Here is a 19,130-nt window from a genome sequence, read left to right as displayed (position 1 = left end):
CATGCTTGCATGTCGCGATTGCCTGCTTTTCCTTTTTTACGAGCGCAGCGTCTCCAAGAGCAGGCAGGGATGCCTGCGATTGTCTATTTGAATCCAGTCCTGAAAGCCTAGCTTGTGGATGCCTCCAGCCCGGCGGCCACCGGGGTGGAATAGAGCTGGACCAGCGTGGCGCCGGCATCCAGCTTGGCCTTGGCGGTCTGAGCCGAATGGATGCCGCCGACTCCGAGCGCGCTCGGCAAGTCGCGACATTCATTGCGTCGCTGCCGCGACGCCAGGGCGCGGCGGCGTTGCGCCGATGGCACTGATCGGCTCCAGCACCATCAAGCGTGTAACAACGGGCTGCTTGATCGAAGAAGTGCCTGAGACGAATTTCTGTAATTCGGCCTGCGGGATATCGGTCAGCACAGGGGTGCCGTAGCGAGCCGACAACGTCCAGAAACTGGGTTTTTCATTAGGGTCGGGGATAGAGCGTAGCTTACCGATGTTGACGATTTCGCCGGCCTGCACTTCAAAAGTTGCAATTGGCTTGAGCCAATAGGTCGTCCTGCCTACCTGCATGCGTGCCGAGTGAGTAAGCACCATGCGACGTTTGCCGCCGAATGTACATGTATACTGGAGGATTCCGTATTTTCCGGCTTTGATTTCACGCATGACCGGGGAGGTTTTGCCTACAAGCGCGTCAACGCCGTCCGAAACGCTGAAATTTGTACTATATTTATACATATTATTGCTAGGCTCAAGCTCTCCAACGACAATGTCATTGGGAATGCAGCCAGCGTTGTGAAGGGATATGTCAAATATTATCGCTCCAGTACCCTTAGCGGCATTTGGTGCGTGCATGCTGGAAATAGACATGCACCCGGCGGCAACGGAGCAAACCACCAGAAGCACTAGGGAACGAACGAATTTCGACACCTGGAAACTCCAAAACTAGATCTCCGATGCTGCTATCACTTTCCCTGAATTCCTGAAAGAAGCAATTTCGCCGAGGCGTCAAGTCAGATGGCTTCATGCCAAAGCAACGCCATAGGTTGGCGCATCTTTACTGAACGTGAGGCTCTACCCGTTGCCGGATGGGGATATCCCCACAGTCGGCCTATTCCTGACGATCGCATGAAGGCCGCCTGAGTGCCCAATGTGGTTCATTTAAGCGTCTTCAGATCTGCTCGGCCTTTGTCATTGCCGGGCTTGACCCAGCAATCCAGCCTGGATCTCCGTATTGCGCGGGGGGCTTCGAGATAGCCGGGTCAAGCCCGGCTACGACAATTAGGAACGCTTCCTTCTTAAATAAACCGTACTAGCCTGACGGCCGCCTTTCTCGAGGCATTTGGAACGAACCCCAGAAATGGCTGGGACGGGACACCGCGATCCCTCATCCGCCTTCGGGGGGCACGGATCCCAACACCTTGGTGTGCTCCGGTGAGCCGGGCGACTACGCTTCCTTGCCGCAGGCTATTGCCTGTCTGCCCCGTCCTTTGACGGATTTATCGGATTCCCTTCTTGATCTGCTTGATCAGGCCCGGGCCCTTGTAAACCAGGCTGGAATAGAGCTGGACCAGCGTGGCGCCGGCATCCAGCTTGGCTTTGGCGGTCTCGGCCGAATGGATGCCGCCAACCCCGATCAGGGGAAAACGGCCGCCGACGCGTCGTGCCGTTTCGGCCAGCACCTGGGTCGAGAGGTCGAACAAAGGCGCGCCCGACAGGCCGCCGGCTTCCTTGGCCGTCTCACGCTCCTTGAGCGACTCGGGCCTCGATATCGTGGTGTTGGAGACGATCATGCCGTCGAGCTTGTGGGCGAGTGCCCGGTCGACGATGTCGTCGAGCTCGAACATGGTGATGTCGGGGGCGATCTTGAGAAGCAGCGGGCGGCGCGGCCCGATGAGCGCCGCCGTATCGCGCGCCTCCACCGCACGGGCCAGCAATTCGTCGAGCGCCTCGCGCTTCTGCAGATTGCGCAGGCCGGGTGTGTTGGGCGAGGAGATGTTGAGGGTGAAATAGGAAGCAACGGGGGCGAAGACGATGATGCCGGCAGCATAGTCGGCGGCCTTGTCCTCGCTGTCCTTGTTGGCGCCGACATTGACGCCGAGGATGCCGCGACCCTTGCGGGCCTTGAGCCGGGCCAGCACGGCGGCATGGCCCTGATTGTTGAAGCCGAAGCGATTGATCACGCCCTCGTCCGCCGGCAGGCGGAACAGGCGGGGGCGAGGATTGCCGTCCTGCGGCTTCGGCGTGACGCTGCCGATCTCCACGAAGCCGAAGCCGAGCTTGAACAGGGGATCGACGACTTCGGCATTCTTGTCGAAGCCGGCGGCCACGCCGACCGGATTGGGGAAATCGAGCCCGAACGCCTTCACCCGGAGCGAGGCCGGATCGGGCAGGGACGGCGGGATCGGCAGGCTGCGCAAGGCGGAGAGGGTGGCCTCATGCGCCTCTTCGGGGTCCATGCGAAACAGGCGGGGGCGGATGAGGGCGAAGGCTGCGCCGATCATGGCTGCTGGCTCGAGAGAAATTCGAGCGGGAAGACATGGCGGCCATCCGCCCCGAGCGGCAGTGGGGCCGTCCATTCGATCAAATCGAGGGGCAAGGCGGCATAAAGGTGAGGGAACAAGGCGCCGCCCCGCGAGACTTCCCATTTGAGGGCTTCGCCGAGCCTGTCGGCTTCGACGGCGGCGAGGACGAGATCGTCCTGGCCGGCGAAATGCCGCGCCGCCGTCTCCTGCGCCGTCTCGGCGGAGGAGAAATGGATATAGCCGTCCTGGACGTCGATGGGGGCGCCGTCGAAACGCCCGGCAGCCTCGGCGTTGCGCCATTGCTGCGCCGTCAGGATCTTGAAGATGAGCGCCATATGTCCTCCAGCCTTTCGCCGCACGTCCTCTACAGGGCCTGAAGACTTTACGAAAGGGCCTGCCGCAGGGCGCCTGCACGGATTTTCCATCGGATACAGGGCTTCGAGGCTTGAATACGCCACGACAATGACGGATTGACGCCTTGTTCATGCCTTTCCCTGAGTGGAAAGCAAATGTCGCAAGCTGCGGTAGCCCTTGCTTAACCCGGCGCTGATATGACTGATCTGATTGTAATGATTTTGGAAGGCTGGGATGGCGCAGGGCCAACGGCGCATGGTTGAGCGGGTCGAACCCCGTTTCGAGCCCGAAAAGGGCGAGGAAGCCGATCAGGGCGATAGTTTTCGCCTGACCCGGGAAGACCGCCCCGCGCCCGTACCGCTGGAGTTGCGCGAGCGCTCGCCCTCCCGCGCCAAGACCGCGCGCTCGAAGAAGGGCTGGAGCCTGTTCGGCGGATCCTCGCGTGGCGGCGGGTCCTCCCGCCGTGGCGGAGGGGGAGGCGGCGGCAGTTCGGGCGGCGGGCGCAAGCCCAAGCGCCGGCGCTCCATGCTCTATCGCCTGACCTACTGGTCCTTCCTGCTATGCATGTGGGGCCTGCTCGGCGTCGGTGGCGTCGTTGCCTGGTATGCCGCCAACCTGCCGCCGATCCAGAATCTGGAAGTGCCGCCGCGCCCGCCCAATGTGAAGATCGTCTCCGCCGATGGCACCGTACTCGCCAACCAGGGCGAAATGGGCGGCGCCGCGGTCTCGCTCAAGGACCTGCCGAAATATGTGCCGCTGGCCTTCGTCGCCATCGAGGACCGGCGCTTCTATTCCCACTACGGTGTCGATCCGCAGGGCCTGGCCCGCGCCGGCTATGTCTATCTCACCACCCATCGGCTGACCCAGGGTGGCTCGACGCTGACGCAGCAGCTCGCCAAGAACGTCTTCCTCACCCCCGAACGCAGCCTGCGGCGCAAGATCCAGGAGGCGATCCTCGCCGTCTATCTCGAGCGCAAATTCTCCAAGAACCAGATCCTGGAGATGTATATCAACCGCGTCTATTTCGGCGCGGGCGCCTATGGCATCGAGGCGGCGGCACAGCGTTATTTCCGCAAGCCCGCCAAGAATCTCACCATTGCCGAAGCCGCGACCCTGGCCGGCCTGGTCAAGGCTCCGTCCTCGCTCGATCCGACCAAGAATCCCAAGGGCGCGCATGACCGTTCCCAACTCGTGCTGGACGCCATGGTCGACACCGGGGCGATCACTGCGCAGGACGAGAAGACGGCGCTGGCGACGCCGGTCAAGGTTTCCAAACTGGCGGTCCGCTCCTCCGGCAATTATCCGGCCGACTGGATCTCCAACCAGCTCAGCGACCTCACCGGCCCGCTCGACACCGATGTGGTGGTGGAGACCACCATCGATGCCAAGCTGCAGAATCTCGCCGAACAGTCGCTGCGCCAGGGCCTGGACAAGTCCGGTGGCAAACTGCGCGTGAGCCAGGGCGCCCTGGTGGCGATGGATCCCGACGGTGCCGTCAAGGCCATGGTCGGCGGGCGCTCCTATGCCGAGAGCCAGTTCAACCGGGCAATTTCGGCCAATCGCCAGCCCGGTTCCACCTTCAAGCCTTTCGTCTATCTCGCCGCGCTGATGAACGGCGCCACCCCCGATACCGTGCGTGACGATGCCCCGATTACCCTGGCGGGCTGGAGCCCGAAGGACTTCTCGCGCGAATATCGCGGCCCGGTGTCCCTGACCACGGCGCTCGCCCTCTCGCTCAACACGGTGGCGGTGCGCCTGTGCGCCGAAGTGGGGCCGAAGGCGGTGGTGGCCGTCGCCCACAGCCTCGGCATCAATTCCAACCTGGAACCCAATCCTTCGATCGCCCTCGGCACCTCGGAAGTGACGCCGCTGGAGATGACCTCGGCCTACGCCACCTTCGCCAATGGCGGGCGGCTGGTGATCCCCTATGTGGTCAAGAGCATCAAGACCGAGAAGGGCAAGGTGCTGTTCCAGCGCCAGGCTCCCGGCAATCAGCGTGTCATCGAGGACGACAAGGTCGGCATGATGAATGCGATGATGAGCCAGACGCTCACGGTCGGTACGGCACGCAAATACGGCCTGCCCGGCTGGCAGTCGGCCGGCAAGAGCGGCACCAGCCAGAATTATCGCGATGCCTGGTTCATCGGCTATACCAGCCACATGGTAACGGCCGTCTGGCTCGGCAATGACGACGGCACCTCCACCGCCCGCATGACCGGCGGCAGCCTGCCGGCGCAGATCTGGAACGATTTCATGCGCGGGGCCCATAAGGGCCTGTCGCCGGCGCCGCTGCCGGGCCGGCCCTGGGTGCGCGAAGCGCCGCCGCCGGAGGACGTCATCGCGGCGCAGCCGCAATTCGACGGCGCACCGGAGGACCAGCCTGTGGCTGTCGAGCCGGTGATGACGGCGAATGCGCCGCGCAACACCGGCCGGCCGATCGCCGACTGGCTGAACCGGGTGCTGGGGCGGTAAGTTTTGGGGGGCGGGTCTTCGGACCCGCCTTCTTTGCCTTCAGGCGCTGTGTTTCAGGCGGGTCCGAAGACCCGCCCCCCAAATCACCCCAGATCCATCTCGAACCAGTTGGCCTGGTGGCGCGGCCAGCGCCGCGGCATCACGAAGACCGCATCGAAACGCTGGACCAGCAAGGCCTGGTCGGGATGGCGTGCCAGCCAGGCCCGGGCGGCGGTGGCGATGCGTCGCTGCTGGGCAGGCGTGATCGCTTCGAGCGCCATCGCCAGATCCGCACGCGCCTTTACCTCGACGAAGACCAGCGTGCCGCCGCGGCGGGCGATCAGGTCGATCTCGCCGCCCGGCACCTTGAAACGGCGGGCGAGCAGGCGGTAGCCCTTGAGGCGCAGCAGCCAGCCGGCCCGCGCCTCGGCATTGAGGCCGACGCGGAAGGCGGCTTGGCGTTCGGGCTTGCTCAAGAGGCCCTGCTACGGCGCTCCGAGGCCATCTCGACGGCGCGGGCATAGACGTCGCGCTTGGGCAGGCCGAGACGGGCCGAAACCGCGGCGGCGGCATCCTTGACCGAAAGCGTTTCGAGGGCTGCGGCCAGCGAAGCCTCGATGTCGTCGGCGCTGGCCTTTTCCTCGACGGGCGGTCCGACCACCACGACGATCTCGCCTCTCGGCTCGTCCGCAATGGCGAAGTCGGTGGCCAGTGATACGAGCGTGCCGCGATAAACCGTCTCATAGGCCTTGGTCAGTTCCCGCGCCACGGTTGCAGCCCGGTCGCCGAGCGCCGTCGCCATGGCGGCCAGGCTGTCGGCGAGGCGCGGACCGCTTTCGTAGAAGATCAGCGTGGCCGGGATGGTCTTGAGCTCGGCGAGGCGATTGGAGCGCGCGCCGTCCTTGTTGGGCAGGAAGCCCTCGAAGAAAAAGCGGTCGGTCGGCAGGCCGGCGACTGCCAGGGCCGCGAGCGCGGCGGAGGGGCCGGGCGCCGCGAAGACGGGAATTTCCTCTTCGATCGCCTCGCGCACCAACTTGAAGCCGGGATCCGAGACCATGGGCGTGCCGGCGTCCGAGACCAGGGCCACGCCCTGGCCGCTGGTGAGGCGCTCCAGGATCTGGGGCCGCACGCGAGGGGCATTGTGGTCGTTGTAGGCCAGGAGCTGGGCGCTGATGCCGTAATGATTGGTGAGGCGGCTGGTGACGCGCGTATCCTCGCAGACGATGAGATCGGCGGCGGCCAGCGTGGTCAGCGCCCGCAGCGTGATGTCCTGGAGATTGCCGATGGGCGTCGCCACCACATGGAGCCCCGGCAGCAGGGAGGGAGCAGTCAGCCGCTGGCCATGCAGCAAGTAGCTGTGTTCGGCGCCGACGATGGAGGGAGAGAAATCTGGACGCATGGGGTCCTGCCTTTGCCGGCCGCGAGTCGCAATCCGCAGCCTGTTCTTCTGTGTAGCTCCCTGAGATTCAAAGGCAAGTTGATCTTCCTGCCTGCGTGATCAAGATAGAGGCATAAAGGCATGACGAGAGAGATTTCATGAAAACCGGTCCGAACGACGCCCTGCTGGTGATCGATGTGCAGAATGATTTCTGCCCAGGTGGGGCGCTGGCCGTGCCCGACGGCGACTCGGTGGTTCCCGGCATCAACCGCATGGCTGATGATTTCGCCCATTGCGTGCTGACGCAGGACTGGCACCCCCCCGGCCATTCCTCCTTTGCTTCCAGCCATCCGGGCAAGGCGCCGTTCACGACCGTGAGCATGCCCTATGGCGAGCAGACGCTCTGGCCCGATCACTGCATACAGGGCAGTCAGGGGGCCGAGTTCCATCCCGGCCTGGCCCTCCCCGGGGCCGAGATGATCATCCGCAAGGGCTACAATCCTGCGATCGACAGCTATTCGGCCTTTTTCGAGAACGACCGCCGGACGCCGACCGGGCTTGCCGGCTATCTCAGGGAGCGCGGCATCGGTCGCTTGTTCTGCGTCGGCCTCGCCACCGATTTCTGCGTGCGATTCTCGGCCGAGGATGCCAGGCGGCTGGGTTTCGAGACCATCGTCGTGCTCGATGCCTGCCGGGGCATCGACCTCGGCGGTTCCGTCGCGGCGGGGATTGCCGCCATGAAGGCGGCAGGAGCCACCCTGGTCGACCGAATCTAGTCTGGCGTGCCGGTCTGGCTCAATGCGCCTGCGCAGTCGCCGCCGTTTGCGGCATGGTACGGTGCAGATGCCGGGTCAGTCGCTTCTCCAGCAGGTTCCAGACATGGGCGATGGCGAAGACCATGATCAGATAGAGTATTGCTGTCCACATATAGGCCTGGAAATCGAATGTGCGCGAGAAGGCAAGACGGGTCACGCCCATCAGTTCCGGCACCGCGACGAGGGCGGCGACCGAACTCGCCTTGAGCATCAGGATCAACTCGTTGCCATAGGGGCGCAGGCTCACCATCAGGGCCTGGGGCAGGATGATCTTGCGGAAGATCTGGCCTGAATGCAGGCCGAGGGCGAGGCCTCCCTCCGTTTGGCCCCGAGGCAGTGCCTCGATGCCGCCGCGCAGGATTTCGGCCTGGTAGGCGGCAGTGTTCAGGGTGAAGGCGATCACTGCGTAGTAGAAGCCGTCGCGCAGCAGCCACCATAGGCCCAGGTCCTCGAAGAGGGATTTGTGGGCGCCGAGAAAGATGCCGAGGCCGTTATAGATCAGATAGACCTGAGCCAGCAGCGGCGTGCCGCGAAAGAAGTAGATATAGCCAAAGGCTAGCCCCCGCAGGACCGGGTTGCGCGACATGCGTGCCATTGCGATCGGAAAGGACAGCAGGGCGCCCAGCACCATGGCCAGGGCGACCAGCAGCAGTGTCAGGCGCAGGCCGGCCAGGAAACGCGGGCCATAGGTCGCCAGCAGGTCGCTGTTGAGGCCGATATCGCCGACTAGAGCAAGAAATCCGGACCAGAGCGTCTCCATGCTCAGGCCCTCGCCAGCTTCTGGCCGCGATTATAGTGCCTTTCCAGCATTGTCTGGGCGATGCCGGACAGGATGGCCATTACCAGATAGAGCAGGCAGCAGGCCGCGTAGAACAGCAGCGGTTGCTTGGTCGCGAAGACGGCCCTGTTGGTCATGTACATCAATTCGCTGACCGCGATGGCGGAGACCAGCGAGGTGTCCTTGAGGAGCGCCATCCAATTGTTGCCGAGGCCGGGCAGGGCCGTGCGGATCAACTGCGGCAGGATGATCTTGCGGAATGTCACAACGCGGCTGAGGCCCAGTGCCGCCGCGCCCTCGCTTTGCCCCCTGGAAAGGCTGCGCAGGGCGCCGAGCCAGACCTCGCTGGAAAAGGCGCCGAGCACCAGGCCGAGGGCCACGAAACCGGCAGCGAAACCGCTGACTTCGATCTGGATGTCCAGCCCCAGCGCCGCTAGGAGCGTATTGATGGCTGACTGCCCGAGGAAATAGACGATCAGGATGGTGAGCAGTTCGGGCAGGGCGCGGAACAGCGAGGTGTAGATGCCGCAGACGATGCCGAGCCAGATGGGGCCGCCATGCTTGGCCATCGCCACGCCGAGCCCGAGCAGCAGGCCGAAGGGCAGGGTACACAAGGCCAGGCCCAGGGTCATCATGGCGCCCTGCAGCAGCGGGGTGCCCCATCCCGTTGCGCCAAATCCCAGAAGTTCCATTCCATGCCCCCGCCGCTGAGCCTTCGGGATATGGCTCTGGCACCAAGCCGGTGCCAGGCCGATCAAAGCGCTGCCAGCTCAAGCCGGTGGCTGCATTCGATGCCGCCGGCCAAAAGCGTTTTGTGATTTGGCGCAATCGCCAAGAATCGCAAAAAACGCGTCTGACCAAAGAGTTAGAGCAATGCAGCGTTTCCTTCTAAGCGCGCTTTGCTCCAGGCCTGACGCGTCTCAGGCGCTGGCGTCAGGGCACCCAGAGGTCGAACGGGAAATATTTCTCGTTCAGCTTCTTGTAGGTGCCGTCGGCGTGGATTTCCTCGATTGCCTTGCTGATGGCATCGCGAAGATCGGTGTCCTCCTTGCGCACGGCCGCGCCGACGCCGAGGCCGAAATATTTGACATATTTCTTGATGTCGATCTCGGCCTTGATCTCGCAGCATTTGCCGGCATCGGATTTGAGCCACTCCATCATGGCGCTCTTGTCGGCTTCCACGGCGTCGATACGTCCGGCGGCCAGGTCGGCATTGGCCTCGTCCTGGGCGGGATAGAGCTTCACCTGCGCGCCGCCGGGGCCGATCTCACCTTCCAGGAAGTTGGAATGGATGGTGGAGGACTGGGTGCCGACGATGGAACTCTTCAGGCCGTCGGCGTCGAAGGACGTAATCTTGCTGTCCTTGGGGGCGACCCAGACGGCCGGCGTCTGGTAGTAGGACCTGGAAAAATCGACCTGTTTCTTGCGCTCGTCCGTGATCGACATCGAAGCGAAGATGGCATCGTATTTGCCGGCCTTCAGGCCCGGAATGATGCCGTCCCAATCCTGGGCGACGACGGTGCACTTGGCTTTCAGCTTCTCGCAGACAGCCTTGGCGATGTCGACGTCGAAGCCGACGATCTCGCCAGAAGGCGTCAGGCTGTTGAAGGGAGGATAGGCCCCCTCGGTGCCGATCTTGATGGTCGACCAGTCCTTGGCGTGGGCCATGCCCATGCTGGCCATCAGCGCCAGTGCACCGGCGGCGAATTTTACGAAACGCATAAAACCTCCCTGGATAGTATCGGAATGCTTCTTGGCTGGTGTCGTGCAAATGTCATCCCGTCGGGCGAATGAAACACCGCCCCCAGGCAAAAGCAATAGGGGTGGGATCGCGCCCGATGGTCGCTTTCGCTTCGTTGCCCTTGCTAAGGCCGGGTGTTTGTGATCACAATTCCGGGATGAGTCACTGGGATCCGTCCGATGAAATCCGTCTATTCCGAGCGCCACAAGGGCCATGCCGGCAATGTCGAACTGGTGGCCGGCGCCATCGTGCCGGCCTTCGAGATGCCCTCGCGCGCCGAGTTCATCCGTGCCCGCATCGATGAGGTCGGGCTCGGCCCGGTGCTGGCGCCGCAGACCCATTCGCTCGATGCCGCCCGGCGGGTGCACAAACCCGATTTCATCGATTTCCTCGGGCGGGCCTATCCAATGTGGAAGGCCGCCGGGCGCGAAGGCACGGCGATGCCCTTCACCTGGCCGACGCGCGGCCTGCGGGGCGACAGGCCGCCGGAATCGATCGAGGCGCTGCTCGGCTATTATTCCTTCGATGCCGGCGCCACCTTCGTGGAGGGAACCTGGGACGCGATCAAATCCTCCTATGAGGTGGCGCTCACCGCGGCCGGCCTGGTCCAGGGCGGGGAAAAATCGGCCTTCGCCCTCTGCCGCCCGCCCGGCCATCATGCCGGCTCCGGCTTCATGGGCGGCTATTGCTTCATCAACAATGCGGCCGTGGCAGCACAATGGTTCCTGGACAATGGCGCCCGCAAGGTTGCCATCCTCGACGTCGACTACCATCACGGCAACGGCACGCAGGAGATCTTCTACGAGCGCGACGACGTGCTGGTGCTCAATCTGCACGGGGACCCCGCCAATGAATATCCCTTCTTCCTCGGCTTTGCCGACGAGAAGGGTGCCGGAAGGGGCGAAGGCTTCAACGTCAATTATCCGATGCCGGCGGGCACGACCTTCGAGGTCTGGGGCGCGGCGCTGGAGGATGCCTGCGCCAAGGCGGCGGCCTACAAGCCCGACGTGCTGCTGGTCTCGCTTGGGGTCGACACCTTCGAGAAGGATCCGATCAGCGCCTTCAAGCTGAAGACGGAGCATTACCCGCTCATCGGCGCGCGCATCGCCAGGCTCGGCCTGCCGACGCTCTTCGTGATGGAAGGCGGCTATGCCGTGGCCGAAATCGCGGTGAACGCCGTCGGCGTCCTCACCGGCTTCGAGGGCGTGTGATGGCCAACACGACATTCGGCGTGGTGCAGTTCGCCTGCACCGACAGCGTAGACCACAATGTGGCCACGGCGACGCGCCTGGTGCGCGAGGCCGCCGGGGCCGGCGCGCAGGTCGTGCTGGTGCAGGAATTGTTCGAGGATCTCTATTTCTGCCAGGAAGAGAAGGCCGAGCATTTCGCCAAGGCCCGCACGCTGGACCAGGACCATCCGACCCTCAAGGCCATGCGCGCCCTGGCCGCCGAGCTCGGCGTGGTCCTGCCCGTCAGCCTGTTCGAGCGCGCCAACCAGGCCTATTACAACAGCCTCGTCATGGTCGACGCCGATGGCGGCGTCCTCGGCCTCTATCGCAAATCCCATATTCCGGATGGGCCGGGTTATGAGGAGAAGTTCTATTTCCGGCCCGGCGATACCGGCTTCAAGGTCTGGCCGACCCGCTTCGGTACCATCGGTGTCGGCATCTGCTGGGACCAGTGGTTTCCCGAGGCCGCCCGGTCCATGGCCCTGATGGGTGCGGATGCACTGCTCTATCCCACCGCGATCGGCTCGGAGCCCGCCACCGGCTTTGATTCGATGGAGCATTGGCGCACGGTGATGCGCGGCCATGCCGGCGCCAACATCATGCCCGTAATGGCTTCCAACCGTATCGGCGTCGAGCGTTTCGGCGGGCAGGAGGTGACCTTCTACGGTTCCTCCTTCATTGCCGGCCAGCACGGCGAACTGCTGGCGGAAGCCGGGCGCTCCGGCGAGGCGGTGCTGACGGCAAGCTTCGATCTCGAGGCGATTCGCGCCGAACGCGCAGCCTGGGGGCTGTTCCGCGACCGCAGGCCCGAGCTTTACGGGCGTATCGCTACGGGAGATGGCAGTCTTCCCCTGCGATGACCGTTTCGTGAGGCGATAAAACTTGAACGCGACGCGGATCGGCGCAATCATGACAGTGTGACGACAAACCGTTTACACAGGAGGCGTCATGACGGAGGCCGATCCGCCGGGATCGCTGTTTTCGCGAAGCGAAAGCGCAGATGTCGCGCAACTTTCCGCTTCGCGCCGCCCCGATCCCCCAGCCATCGCCTTCGACAGGCATGAATTACGTCAGATCATGAATCTCTATGGGCGCATGGTCTCCCATGGCGAATGGCGTGACTATGCCATCGATTTCCTGCGCGACAAGGCGGTGTTCTCCATCTTCCGGCGCGCCTCGGAAATGCCGCTCTACCGTATCGTCAAGGATCCCTCGCTGGCTCAGCGCCAGGGGGCCTATAGCGTGCTGGCGCCGACCGGCATGATACTCAAGCGCGGACATGACCTGGCGCGCGTGCTGCAGGTCATCGACAAGCCGCTGCGCGTGGTGGTGTGAGCGCGCTCTTGATTCGCGTGGGGTGAACGGCAATCAGCCAAGCCGCAACGCCTGGGCCTCCTCGCTCCGTTCTTACGGGGAGAGGTAAGGTGAGGGGCGGCGCTATGGTTGGCCAAGGCTGTGTAGCCCCTCACCCTTACCCTCTCCCCGCTTTGCAGGGCGAGGGGGGCTTTGATGTGGCTGCTCGTCCTTGAGGACTTCAACCCGCCCGTCCGTTATGCCCCGCCATCACGCAGAGCAGTTCGAACATCAGCGTCGCGCCGGTCAAAGCGGTGAGGCCGGACGGATCGAGTGGCGGGGAGACTTCCACCAGGTCCGCGCCGACCAGATGGGCGCCTTCCATCAGGCGGATCATCGCCTGGGCCTCACGCGTCGACATGCCGCCGATCTCCGGCGTGCCGGTGCCGGGTGCGAAGGAAGGGTCGAGCGCGTCGATGTCGAAGCTGAGATAGGCGGGCTGGTCGCCGATGATGGCGCGTGCTTCGGCCATGACATCGGCCACGCCGCGAGCCATGAACTCCTCGATGAAGACGATGCGGACCCCGGCGGCCCGGGCGAAGTCGTAATTGGCGGCATCGGAGATCGCGCCGCGAATGCCGATCTGGATCATGCGCCTGGGATCGACCAGCCCCTCCTCGATGGCGCGGCGGAACGGCGTGCCATGGTTGTAGCGGCTGCCGAAGAAGCTGTCATAGGTGTCGGAATGGGCATCGAACTGGACGAGGCCGACCGGCGCCTGTTTCGCCAGGGCACGCAGGATGGGCAGGGTGGTGAGATGGTCGCCTCCCGCCGTCAATGGGCGGGCGCCGGCGGCCTGGATCTGCGCATAAAAGGCCTCGATGCTTTCCAGGCTCGCCATCAGGTCGAGTGGGTTGATCGGTGCGTCGCCGCAATCGCCGGCCCGTATCCGGTCAAAGGGCGAGATGCCGGTGACATGGTGCACCCGCCGCACCAGGCTCGACTGGTTGCGAATCTCCCGGGGACCATGCCGCGCGCCGGTTCGGTTGGTCGCGCCGCCATCGAAGGGAATGCCGACGAGGGCGATATCGATCTCGTCCGGTCGGGCCATGGGTAGGCGCATGAAGGTCGAGGGGCCGGCAAAGCGCGGCACGAGCCCCGAATCGAGCGGCTGGAAGGGATGGTTGCTGCTCACTTTTTGGTTCCTGTCCGGGAGCCTGAGACGATCAGTCGATGGTGTAATGCGCATCCCGGGGCATGCAGTCGGCGCCGTTCACCGGCACCAGGTCCTGGGGACAGGCCGAGAAGACGACGATCAGGTCCATCTCGGCCTTGAGACGGACATGGGAGCCCGGCGTCGACACCGGCGGCTGGAAGGAGACGCTGCCATCGGCGCCGACCGGGATGTTCATGAACAGGTTGAGCGGGCTGGGTGTCTCCGCGCCGGTGACGCCGAGCGAAGCCAGGGCGTGCGCCAGATTGTCGGTGCAGCTGTCGTGATGGCCGACATGGCCGAGCTGTTCGTAGCGATAGCGATCGCAGGCGGCGATCAGCGTGTCGTGGATTCCGCCGGAATTGTCTTCGACCAGGGTGAGCATGGGGCGCCGGCGATTGCTGCGCAGCGTGTCGCCGAGCTGGGGATTGACGCGCAGCATGGCGCCGCGGCTGTGCTCCATCGACATGAACTCGCCGGGATCCTGGGCATTGAAGGCCCAGCTGTCGACGACCTGGCTGCCATGGGTGTTGATGACGGTCACCGTCTGCCCGGCCCTGACCCGCTCCGCCACGCCCTTGCGTGCCGGGATGAGGCGCAATTCGCCTTTCGCTCGCCCCTCGATGCCCATTCGTGCTGCCTCCCTTGAATTTGCTTCGGCGCCTGACGCGCTCAACCTTTGGTTCACAGCCTTATCGCAATTTCCTTACGAACTCAGCCACCACCGGCGTCAGCCTGGCGACGATGGCATCGGCGCCGGCGGCGGTCGGATGCATGCCGTCGGCCTGGTTGAGGCCGGGCGTGCCGGCGACCCCATCGAGGAAGAAGGGATAGAGTTCCGCCCCATACTGGCTTGCGAGGTCGGGATAGATGGCATCGAACGCCTTCTGGTAGTCGGCGCCGAGATTGGGCGCGGCGCGCATACCCATGAGCAGGACCGGGATCTTGCGCTCGTTGAGCCGCTCCAGGATGGCGGCAAGATTGGACCGGGCAAGCTTGGGATCGAGCCCGCGCAGCATGTCGTTGGCGCCGAGTTCGAGCAGCACCGCCTTGGTACCGTCGGGCACCGACCAGTCGAGCCGGGCAAGGCCGCCATCGGTGGTATCGCCGGAGACGCCGGCATTGTCGATCACGACCTCGATGCCGAGCTTGGCGAGGGCTGCCTGCAGCTTGGCGGGATAGGCATCCCTGGCCTCCAGGCCGAGGCCGGCGGTGAGGCTGTCGCCGAAGGCCACGATACGCAGCGGCTCGGCCATGGCATGCTCCGCGGCCAACGGAGTCATGACAAGCAATGAGAGAATTGCCACAATCGATGCATAGATACGGGTCACGATCACGAGAACCTTTCAGGCAGGATGCGAATGAACGAAGCGATCGATTTGGCCGATGTCCATCTCAGCCTCGGCACCGGCGCGGCGCGCGTTCACATTCTCAAGGGCGTTACGCTGAAAATAAGGCAGGGGGAAGCGGTCGGCCTCGTCGGCCCCTCCGGCTCGGGCAAATCGACCCTGCTGATGACGCTGGGCGGGCTGGAGCGGCCCGACAGCGGCAGCATCCGCATCGCCGGGCAGGATCTCGGCGTCCTCGACGAAGACGGCCTCGCCAGGTTTCGCGGCCGGCACATCGGCGTGGTCTTCCAATCTTTCCATCTCATCCCCACCATGACGGCGCTCGAAAACGTCGCCGTGCCGCTGGAACTGGCCGGGCGGCGCGATGCCTTCGCCCGGGCGGAGGCTGAACTGGAGGCCGTGGGCCTCGGCGCCCGCAAGGCCCATTATCCAGCCCAGCTCTCGGGCGGCGAGCAGCAGCGCGTGGCGCTGGCGCGCGCCCTGGCGCCCGAGCCGGCCATCCTGATCGCCGACGAGCCGACTGGTAATCTCGACGAGGGCACGGGCACGGGGATCGTCGAATTGATGTTCCGCCTGAAGCGTGAGCGCGGCGCCACCCTCGTGCTGGTGACGCATGACCTCAGCCTCGCTGCCCGCTGCGACCGCATGATTCGCATTCGTTCCGGCCATATCGAGGCAGACGAGGCGACGAAGGTCGAAGCAGCGGAGTAGGCGCGGTACCGCCGGCGCTGACAGGCGGGTTCCGGGTGCACGGGCATCTTGCCCGTTCTTGGAAACACGGTACTTGCGGGATCGGAAGAACGGGCAAGATGCCCGTGCACCCGGAAAGATCGCACGCCAGGCACTCCAAACTCTGCCGTCACTAATCTGAATTCGGAGCCCTGCATCGACCTTGCCGTGCCACGGCCATGGAATGCGCCCAATTGCCGATTAGGCAGTTTCGCTTCGGGTCTCGCGCTCGGCGCGAGGGGCATTGGGGCAGGGTATGGTTGGTTCACAGCAGGGCAGGCGTGCGCTCTTCATCGTCAATCCCAACGCGCGCAATGGCGGCAAGGGCACCGAAGCGATCCGCAAGGTGCTGGAGACGGGCGGCATCCATCTCATCGAAGCGAACCCGGAAGGGGATGAGAAGATCGCCGATGTGATCCTGCGGCGGCGGGACGAATGCGATCTCGTCATCGTCGGAGGCGGTGACGGCAGCCTCAACGCCGCCGCCCGGGGGCTGGTGGAAACGGGCCTGCCGCTCGGCGTGCTGCCGCTCGGCACGGCCAACGATTTCGCCCGTACGGCCGAGATCCCCGCCGACCCCCTGAAGGCCGCCGAGCTCATCGTGTCTGGGCAGCCGAGGCCAATGGACCTGGGCGAGGTCAACGGCCAGCTCTATTTCAACGTGGCCAGCATCGGCTTCAGCGCCGATCTCGCCGCCGAACTCTCCGAGAAGGCCAAGAAGATGTTCGGCAAGCTCGGTTACGGCATCGTGGCGGCCCGGCTGCTGGCGCGCTCGCAGCTCTTCACCGCCTATCTCGACCATGACGGCACTACCGAGAAGATCAAGACCCTGCAGGTCTCGGTCGGCAACGGCAAATATTACGGTGGCGGCATGAGCGTGGAGCAGACCGCCACGGCCGACGACGGCAAGCTCGATTTCTACAGCCTGGAGGTCGACCATTGGTGGCGCCTGCTCAAGCTGCTGCCCAGCCTGCGCAAGGGCACCCATGGCCAGTGGGACGATGTGCGCGCCTTCGGCACCACCGAACTGGTGATCCGCACCAACCGGCCGCGCCCTGTGAACACCGACGGTGAACTCACCACCTGGACGCCGGCGCATTTCAAGCTCAAGCGCCACGCCATCAAAGTCTTTGCGCCGCCGGCAAAATCGAGCTGATCAATGACCCGACAGGCGCTGTGCCAGGAGTGAGCAGAACAGCGCCCAGCCGGCCCCGATCACCCAGCCGGCAATCACGTCGGTGGGCCAATGCACGCCGAGATAGACACGGCTGACGCCGACCCCGAAGGTCAGCAGGGTGCACACCACCATGATGTAGACCGACAGGGCGCGCGAGCGAAAGCTGCGGGCCAGCATGATACCGAGCGTGAAATAGACGGTGGCGGACATGAAGGAGTGGCCGCTCGGAAAGCTCGACGTGTAGACCCGCGAGCCATGCGCCACCAGGTCGGGCCTCGGCCGGTCGAAGCCATATTTCAGAAGCGAGCTCATCAGGATGCCGCTGCCGATGGCGAGGATGACGAAGACCGCGCTGCGCGGCGATCCCGAAAGGGCGAGAAAACCTGCCACTGCGAGGGTAGTCAGCGTCAGCACGCCGACGCCGCCCAGGCCGGTGAAATCGCGCATCATCTCCTCGAGCCAGCCCGGCCCGAGCGGATCGGTAAGGTCGGCGGGATTGCGCATCATCAGGAGGATGGCGCGGTCGAAGGCCTCCGTGCCGCCCTGCATGACCAGGCCGGCGAGCACGGCGAAGATCAGGGCCGCGCCGGCGACGCAGAGGATGGCGACCAGCGCCGAGCGCTCGGGATGGGGCTGGATCATGAAAGCTGCCGGGCCTTAGAGCGTTTTCCAAAAAAGCTGATAGACTTTTCGATCAAAAAACGCGTCAAAACAAATGGTTAGAGCAAAATGACGCTTCGGGAAAAAGTCATTTTGCTCTAGAACTCGATGCCCTGCTGGGCCTTCACGCCGGCGGCGAAGTGATGCTTCACCAGCGTCATCTCGGTCACCAGGTCGGCCGCCTCGATCAGCTCAGGCTTGGCATTGCGGCCGGTGACCACGACATGCAGGTCCGGCCGGCGCGCCTTCAGCGTTTCCACCACCTCGGCGAGGTCGAGATAATCGTAGCGCAGGGCGATGTTGATCTCGTCGAGCACCACGAGGCGGATGGCGGGATCCGCCAGCATCGCCTTGGCCGCGTCCCAGGCCCGCCCGGCGGCGGCGACGTCGCGCTCGCGGTCCTGAGTCTCCCAGGTGAAGCCCTCGCCCATGCTCTTCCAGGTCACCAGATCGTTGAAGCGCTCTAATGCCGTGCGCTCGCCGGTCGACCAGGCACCCTTGATGAACTGCACCACGCCGATGGGCCAGCCATGGCCGAGCGCACGCATGATCAGCCCGAAGGCGGCCGTAGACTTGCCCTTGCCGGGGCCGGTGTTGACGATCAGCAGGCCCTTTTCGGTGATGGTCTTGGAAGCGACTTCGGCATCCTGCACGGCCTTGCGCTTTTCCATCTTCGCCTTGTGGCGTGCGGCATCGTCGGTCATCTCAGCATCCAATCACTTCACCATCATCGGCAGGCCGGCCACCATGAAGATCACCCGGTCGGCGATGCCAGCGATCCGTTGGTTGAGCCGGCCCTGCTCGTCGCGAAAGGCCCGGCCAAGGGCATTATCCGGCACGATGGACAGGCCCACCTCATTGCTGACCATCACCACCGGACCGGATACGGCCTCGATCGCTTCCTGCAGCCGGAGAAAGGCGGATTTGAGGTCATGGCCGCCCAGCATGAGATTGGTGAGCCAGAGCGTCAGGCAGTCGACCAGCACGGGACCCTGCGTCGCCACCAGCGCTTCCGGCAGGGCCAGGGGCGCGTCGACCGTGTGCCAATTGGCGTCGCGCCGGGCCTGGTGCTCGCCGATGCGCTCACGCATCTCGTCGTCGAAGGCTTGTGCGGTGGCGATATAGGTCCAGGGCGCGGGATGGGCCGAAATCAGGCTCTCCGCATGCCGGCTCTTGCCGGAACGCGCGCCGCCGAGGACGAGAGTGAGTCGGGGAGAGGACATGCCGCCTTCCTGCCGGGTTCGGGGCAGGAAGGCAAGGGGAGCGCGGACATTCGTCCATGGGCGATAATTCAAGAGTTGAGCGAAGCGGTCGCGTTGGAGATGAGGCTCAACGCGCGAGCCTCCTCACCCCGTTTACGGGGAGAGCGACTGTCTTGGATGTCAAGCGGTTTGCCATGGTTGTTGATCGCGAATGATTGCATTGAGGATTGTGAGTAGCTTGCGCATGGTGG

At 64.3% G+C, this 19,130-nt stretch carries 22 protein-coding genes; 7 read left to right on the top strand and 15 right to left on the bottom strand.

Annotated features, from left to right (window positions below):
- Positions 1-107: 107 nt before the first annotated feature.
- The 4 genes from BA190_RS37015 to BA190_RS34235 all read right to left on the bottom strand — a co-directional run bounded on the left by BA190_RS37015 (position 108) and on the right by BA190_RS34235 (position 2,845).
- Entirely contained in the window at positions 108-239 is a 132-nt protein-coding gene (locus tag BA190_RS37015; protein WP_371260458.1) for a hypothetical protein, read from the bottom strand.
- A gap of 10 nt (positions 240-249) precedes the next feature.
- Positions 250-915: a hypothetical protein gene (locus BA190_RS34245; RefSeq protein ID WP_156771835.1), complete on the bottom strand. Its 666-nt coding sequence runs from the start codon at positions 913-915 to the stop codon at positions 250-252.
- A gap of 569 nt (positions 916-1,484) precedes the next feature.
- Entirely contained in the window at positions 1,485-2,489 is a 1,005-nt protein-coding gene (locus BA190_RS34240) for a quinone-dependent dihydroorotate dehydrogenase (protein ID WP_068299486.1), read from the bottom strand.
- Positions 2,486-2,845 (bottom strand): DUF952 domain-containing protein, encoded by a 360-nt coding sequence (locus BA190_RS34235; protein WP_068299482.1) that lies wholly within the window; start codon positions 2,843-2,845, stop codon positions 2,486-2,488. The genes BA190_RS34240 and BA190_RS34235 overlap by 4 nt, the downstream gene beginning before the upstream one ends.
- Before the next feature lie 253 nt (positions 2,846-3,098).
- On the opposite strand from BA190_RS34235, the gene BA190_RS34230 reads away from it, so the two are divergent.
- Positions 3,099-5,336, top strand: a complete 2,238-nt coding sequence (locus BA190_RS34230; RefSeq protein WP_068299480.1) for a transglycosylase domain-containing protein — start codon at positions 3,099-3,101, stop codon at positions 5,334-5,336.
- Positions 5,337-5,419: 83 nt separating this feature from the next.
- On the opposite strand, the gene BA190_RS34225 is transcribed toward BA190_RS34230, so the two are convergent.
- Together BA190_RS34225 and rsmI are read right to left on the bottom strand one after the other, a co-directional pair.
- A complete protein-coding gene (locus BA190_RS34225; RefSeq protein ID WP_068299476.1) occupies positions 5,420-5,791 on the bottom strand; it encodes a YraN family protein in 372 nt (123 codons plus the stop codon).
- Positions 5,788-6,714, bottom strand: a complete 927-nt coding sequence (gene rsmI / locus BA190_RS34220; RefSeq protein ID WP_068299474.1) for a 16S rRNA (cytidine(1402)-2'-O)-methyltransferase — start codon at positions 6,712-6,714, stop codon at positions 5,788-5,790. The genes BA190_RS34225 and rsmI overlap by 4 nt, the downstream gene beginning before the upstream one ends.
- Positions 6,715-6,851: 137 nt before the next feature.
- On the opposite strand from rsmI, the gene pncA reads away from it, so the two are divergent.
- Positions 6,852-7,469, top strand: coding sequence for a bifunctional nicotinamidase/pyrazinamidase (gene pncA / locus BA190_RS34215; RefSeq protein ID WP_068299472.1), 618 nt, complete (start codon positions 6,852-6,854; stop codon positions 7,467-7,469).
- Between the two features lie 19 nt (positions 7,470-7,488).
- Here the strand turns inward: pncA and BA190_RS34210 are convergent, their stop codons facing one another.
- The 3 genes from BA190_RS34210 to BA190_RS34200 form a co-directional block, all read right to left on the bottom strand.
- On the bottom strand, positions 7,489-8,268 hold the full coding sequence (locus BA190_RS34210; protein ID WP_068299469.1) for an ABC transporter permease: 780 nt from the start codon (positions 8,266-8,268) through the stop codon (positions 7,489-7,491).
- Between the two features lie 2 nt (positions 8,269-8,270).
- On the bottom strand, positions 8,271-8,978 hold the full coding sequence (locus BA190_RS34205; RefSeq protein WP_068299465.1) for an ABC transporter permease: 708 nt from the start codon (positions 8,976-8,978) through the stop codon (positions 8,271-8,273).
- A gap of 241 nt (positions 8,979-9,219) precedes the next feature.
- The gene (locus BA190_RS34200; protein ID WP_068299463.1) at positions 9,220-10,008 is read right to left on the bottom strand and encodes a transporter substrate-binding domain-containing protein; all 789 of its coding nucleotides are present in this window, start codon (positions 10,006-10,008) and stop codon (positions 9,220-9,222) included.
- 198 nt (positions 10,009-10,206) lie between these two features.
- On the opposite strand from BA190_RS34200, the gene BA190_RS34195 reads away from it, so the two are divergent.
- From BA190_RS34195 to BA190_RS34185, 3 genes are all read left to right on the top strand, one after another.
- The gene (locus BA190_RS34195) at positions 10,207-11,238 is read left to right on the top strand and encodes a histone deacetylase family protein (protein WP_068299461.1); all 1,032 of its coding nucleotides are present in this window, start codon (positions 10,207-10,209) and stop codon (positions 11,236-11,238) included.
- Entirely contained in the window at positions 11,238-12,116 is an 879-nt protein-coding gene (aguB, locus tag BA190_RS34190) for an N-carbamoylputrescine amidase (RefSeq protein WP_068299454.1), read from the top strand. Before BA190_RS34195 ends, aguB begins: the two co-directional genes overlap by 1 nt.
- A gap of 88 nt (positions 12,117-12,204) precedes the next feature.
- Complete coding sequence (locus tag BA190_RS34185) at positions 12,205-12,591, top strand: DUF2794 domain-containing protein (RefSeq protein WP_068299451.1); 387 nt, start codon at positions 12,205-12,207, stop codon at positions 12,589-12,591.
- Between the two features lie 199 nt (positions 12,592-12,790).
- On the opposite strand, the gene speB is transcribed toward BA190_RS34185, so the two are convergent.
- The 3 genes from speB to BA190_RS34170 form a co-directional block, all read right to left on the bottom strand.
- Positions 12,791-13,672 (bottom strand): agmatinase, encoded by an 882-nt coding sequence (speB, locus tag BA190_RS34180; RefSeq protein ID WP_245315045.1) that lies wholly within the window; start codon positions 13,670-13,672, stop codon positions 12,791-12,793.
- 103 nt (positions 13,673-13,775) lie between these two features.
- Entirely contained in the window at positions 13,776-14,393 is a 618-nt protein-coding gene (locus BA190_RS34175; RefSeq protein ID WP_068299446.1) for a DUF1989 domain-containing protein, read from the bottom strand.
- 61 nt (positions 14,394-14,454) lie between these two features.
- Positions 14,455-15,018 (bottom strand): arylesterase, encoded by a 564-nt coding sequence (locus BA190_RS34170; RefSeq protein WP_371260457.1) that lies wholly within the window; start codon positions 15,016-15,018, stop codon positions 14,455-14,457.
- Between the two features lie 105 nt (positions 15,019-15,123).
- On the opposite strand from BA190_RS34170, the gene BA190_RS34165 reads away from it, so the two are divergent.
- Complete coding sequence (locus tag BA190_RS34165; RefSeq protein ID WP_082980256.1) at positions 15,124-15,822, top strand: ABC transporter ATP-binding protein; 699 nt, start codon at positions 15,124-15,126, stop codon at positions 15,820-15,822.
- Between the two features lie 274 nt (positions 15,823-16,096).
- The gene (locus BA190_RS34160; protein WP_068299440.1) at positions 16,097-16,996 is read left to right on the top strand and encodes a lipid kinase; all 900 of its coding nucleotides are present in this window, start codon (positions 16,097-16,099) and stop codon (positions 16,994-16,996) included.
- Here the strand turns inward: BA190_RS34160 and BA190_RS34155 are convergent, their stop codons facing one another.
- The 3 genes from BA190_RS34155 to cobU all read right to left on the bottom strand — a co-directional run bounded on the left by BA190_RS34155 (position 16,997) and on the right by cobU (position 18,900).
- Positions 16,997-17,659, bottom strand: coding sequence for a phosphatase PAP2 family protein (locus BA190_RS34155; protein WP_068299437.1), 663 nt, complete (start codon positions 17,657-17,659; stop codon positions 16,997-16,999).
- A 116-nt stretch (positions 17,660-17,775) separates the two neighbouring features.
- On the bottom strand, positions 17,776-18,381 hold the full coding sequence (gene cobO, locus BA190_RS34150; protein ID WP_068299434.1) for a cob(I)yrinic acid a,c-diamide adenosyltransferase: 606 nt from the start codon (positions 18,379-18,381) through the stop codon (positions 17,776-17,778).
- Between the two features lie 12 nt (positions 18,382-18,393).
- A complete protein-coding gene (gene cobU, locus BA190_RS34145) occupies positions 18,394-18,900 on the bottom strand; it encodes a bifunctional adenosylcobinamide kinase/adenosylcobinamide-phosphate guanylyltransferase (protein ID WP_068299428.1) in 507 nt (168 codons plus the stop codon).
- Between the last annotated feature and the right edge of the window lie 230 nt (positions 18,901-19,130).

The organism is Labrys sp. WJW, assembly GCF_001676615.1.
In the GTDB taxonomy this organism is placed as follows: domain Bacteria; phylum Pseudomonadota; class Alphaproteobacteria; order Rhizobiales; family Labraceae; genus Labrys; species Labrys sedimenti.
Note: the sequence above shows the minus strand (reverse complement) of the source record. Positions and strands in the feature narration are given on the sequence as shown.

Excerpts from the sequence above, each read along its gene's own strand:
- BA190_RS34240 (WP_068299486.1), bottom strand. The coding sequence starts at position 2,489 with ATGATCGGCGCAGCCTTCGCCCTCATCCGCCCCCGCCTGTTTCGCATG.
- BA190_RS34235 (WP_068299482.1), bottom strand. The coding sequence starts at position 2,845 with ATGGCGCTCATCTTCAAGATCCTGACGGCGCAGCAATGGCGCAACGCC.
- BA190_RS34230 (WP_068299480.1), top strand. The coding sequence starts at position 3,099 with ATGGCGCAGGGCCAACGGCGCATGGTTGAGCGGGTCGAACCCCGTTTC.
- rsmI (WP_068299474.1), bottom strand. The coding sequence starts at position 6,714 with ATGCGTCCAGATTTCTCTCCCTCCATCGTCGGCGCCGAACACAGCTAC.
- pncA (WP_068299472.1), top strand. The coding sequence starts at position 6,852 with ATGAAAACCGGTCCGAACGACGCCCTGCTGGTGATCGATGTGCAGAAT.
- BA190_RS34210 (WP_068299469.1), bottom strand. The coding sequence starts at position 8,268 with ATGGAGACGCTCTGGTCCGGATTTCTTGCTCTAGTCGGCGATATCGGC.
- BA190_RS34205 (WP_068299465.1), bottom strand. The coding sequence starts at position 8,978 with ATGGAACTTCTGGGATTTGGCGCAACGGGATGGGGCACCCCGCTGCTG.
- BA190_RS34200 (WP_068299463.1), bottom strand. The coding sequence starts at position 10,008 with ATGCGTTTCGTAAAATTCGCCGCCGGTGCACTGGCGCTGATGGCCAGC.
- BA190_RS34195 (WP_068299461.1), top strand. The coding sequence starts at position 10,207 with ATGAAATCCGTCTATTCCGAGCGCCACAAGGGCCATGCCGGCAATGTC.
- aguB (WP_068299454.1), top strand. The coding sequence starts at position 11,238 with ATGGCCAACACGACATTCGGCGTGGTGCAGTTCGCCTGCACCGACAGC.
- BA190_RS34185 (WP_068299451.1), top strand. The coding sequence starts at position 12,205 with ATGACGGAGGCCGATCCGCCGGGATCGCTGTTTTCGCGAAGCGAAAGC.
- speB (WP_245315045.1), bottom strand. The coding sequence starts at position 13,672 with ATGCGCCTACCCATGGCCCGACCGGACGAGATCGATATCGCCCTCGTC.
- BA190_RS34175 (WP_068299446.1), bottom strand. The coding sequence starts at position 14,393 with ATGGGCATCGAGGGGCGAGCGAAAGGCGAATTGCGCCTCATCCCGGCA.
- BA190_RS34170 (WP_371260457.1), bottom strand. The coding sequence starts at position 15,018 with ATGGCCGAGCCGCTGCGTATCGTGGCCTTCGGCGACAGCCTCACCGCC.
- BA190_RS34165 (WP_082980256.1), top strand. The coding sequence starts at position 15,124 with ATGAACGAAGCGATCGATTTGGCCGATGTCCATCTCAGCCTCGGCACC.
- BA190_RS34160 (WP_068299440.1), top strand. The coding sequence starts at position 16,097 with ATGGTTGGTTCACAGCAGGGCAGGCGTGCGCTCTTCATCGTCAATCCC.
- BA190_RS34155 (WP_068299437.1), bottom strand. The coding sequence starts at position 17,659 with ATGATCCAGCCCCATCCCGAGCGCTCGGCGCTGGTCGCCATCCTCTGC.
- cobO (WP_068299434.1), bottom strand. The coding sequence starts at position 18,381 with ATGACCGACGATGCCGCACGCCACAAGGCGAAGATGGAAAAGCGCAAG.
- cobU (WP_068299428.1), bottom strand. The coding sequence starts at position 18,900 with ATGTCCTCTCCCCGACTCACTCTCGTCCTCGGCGGCGCGCGTTCCGGC.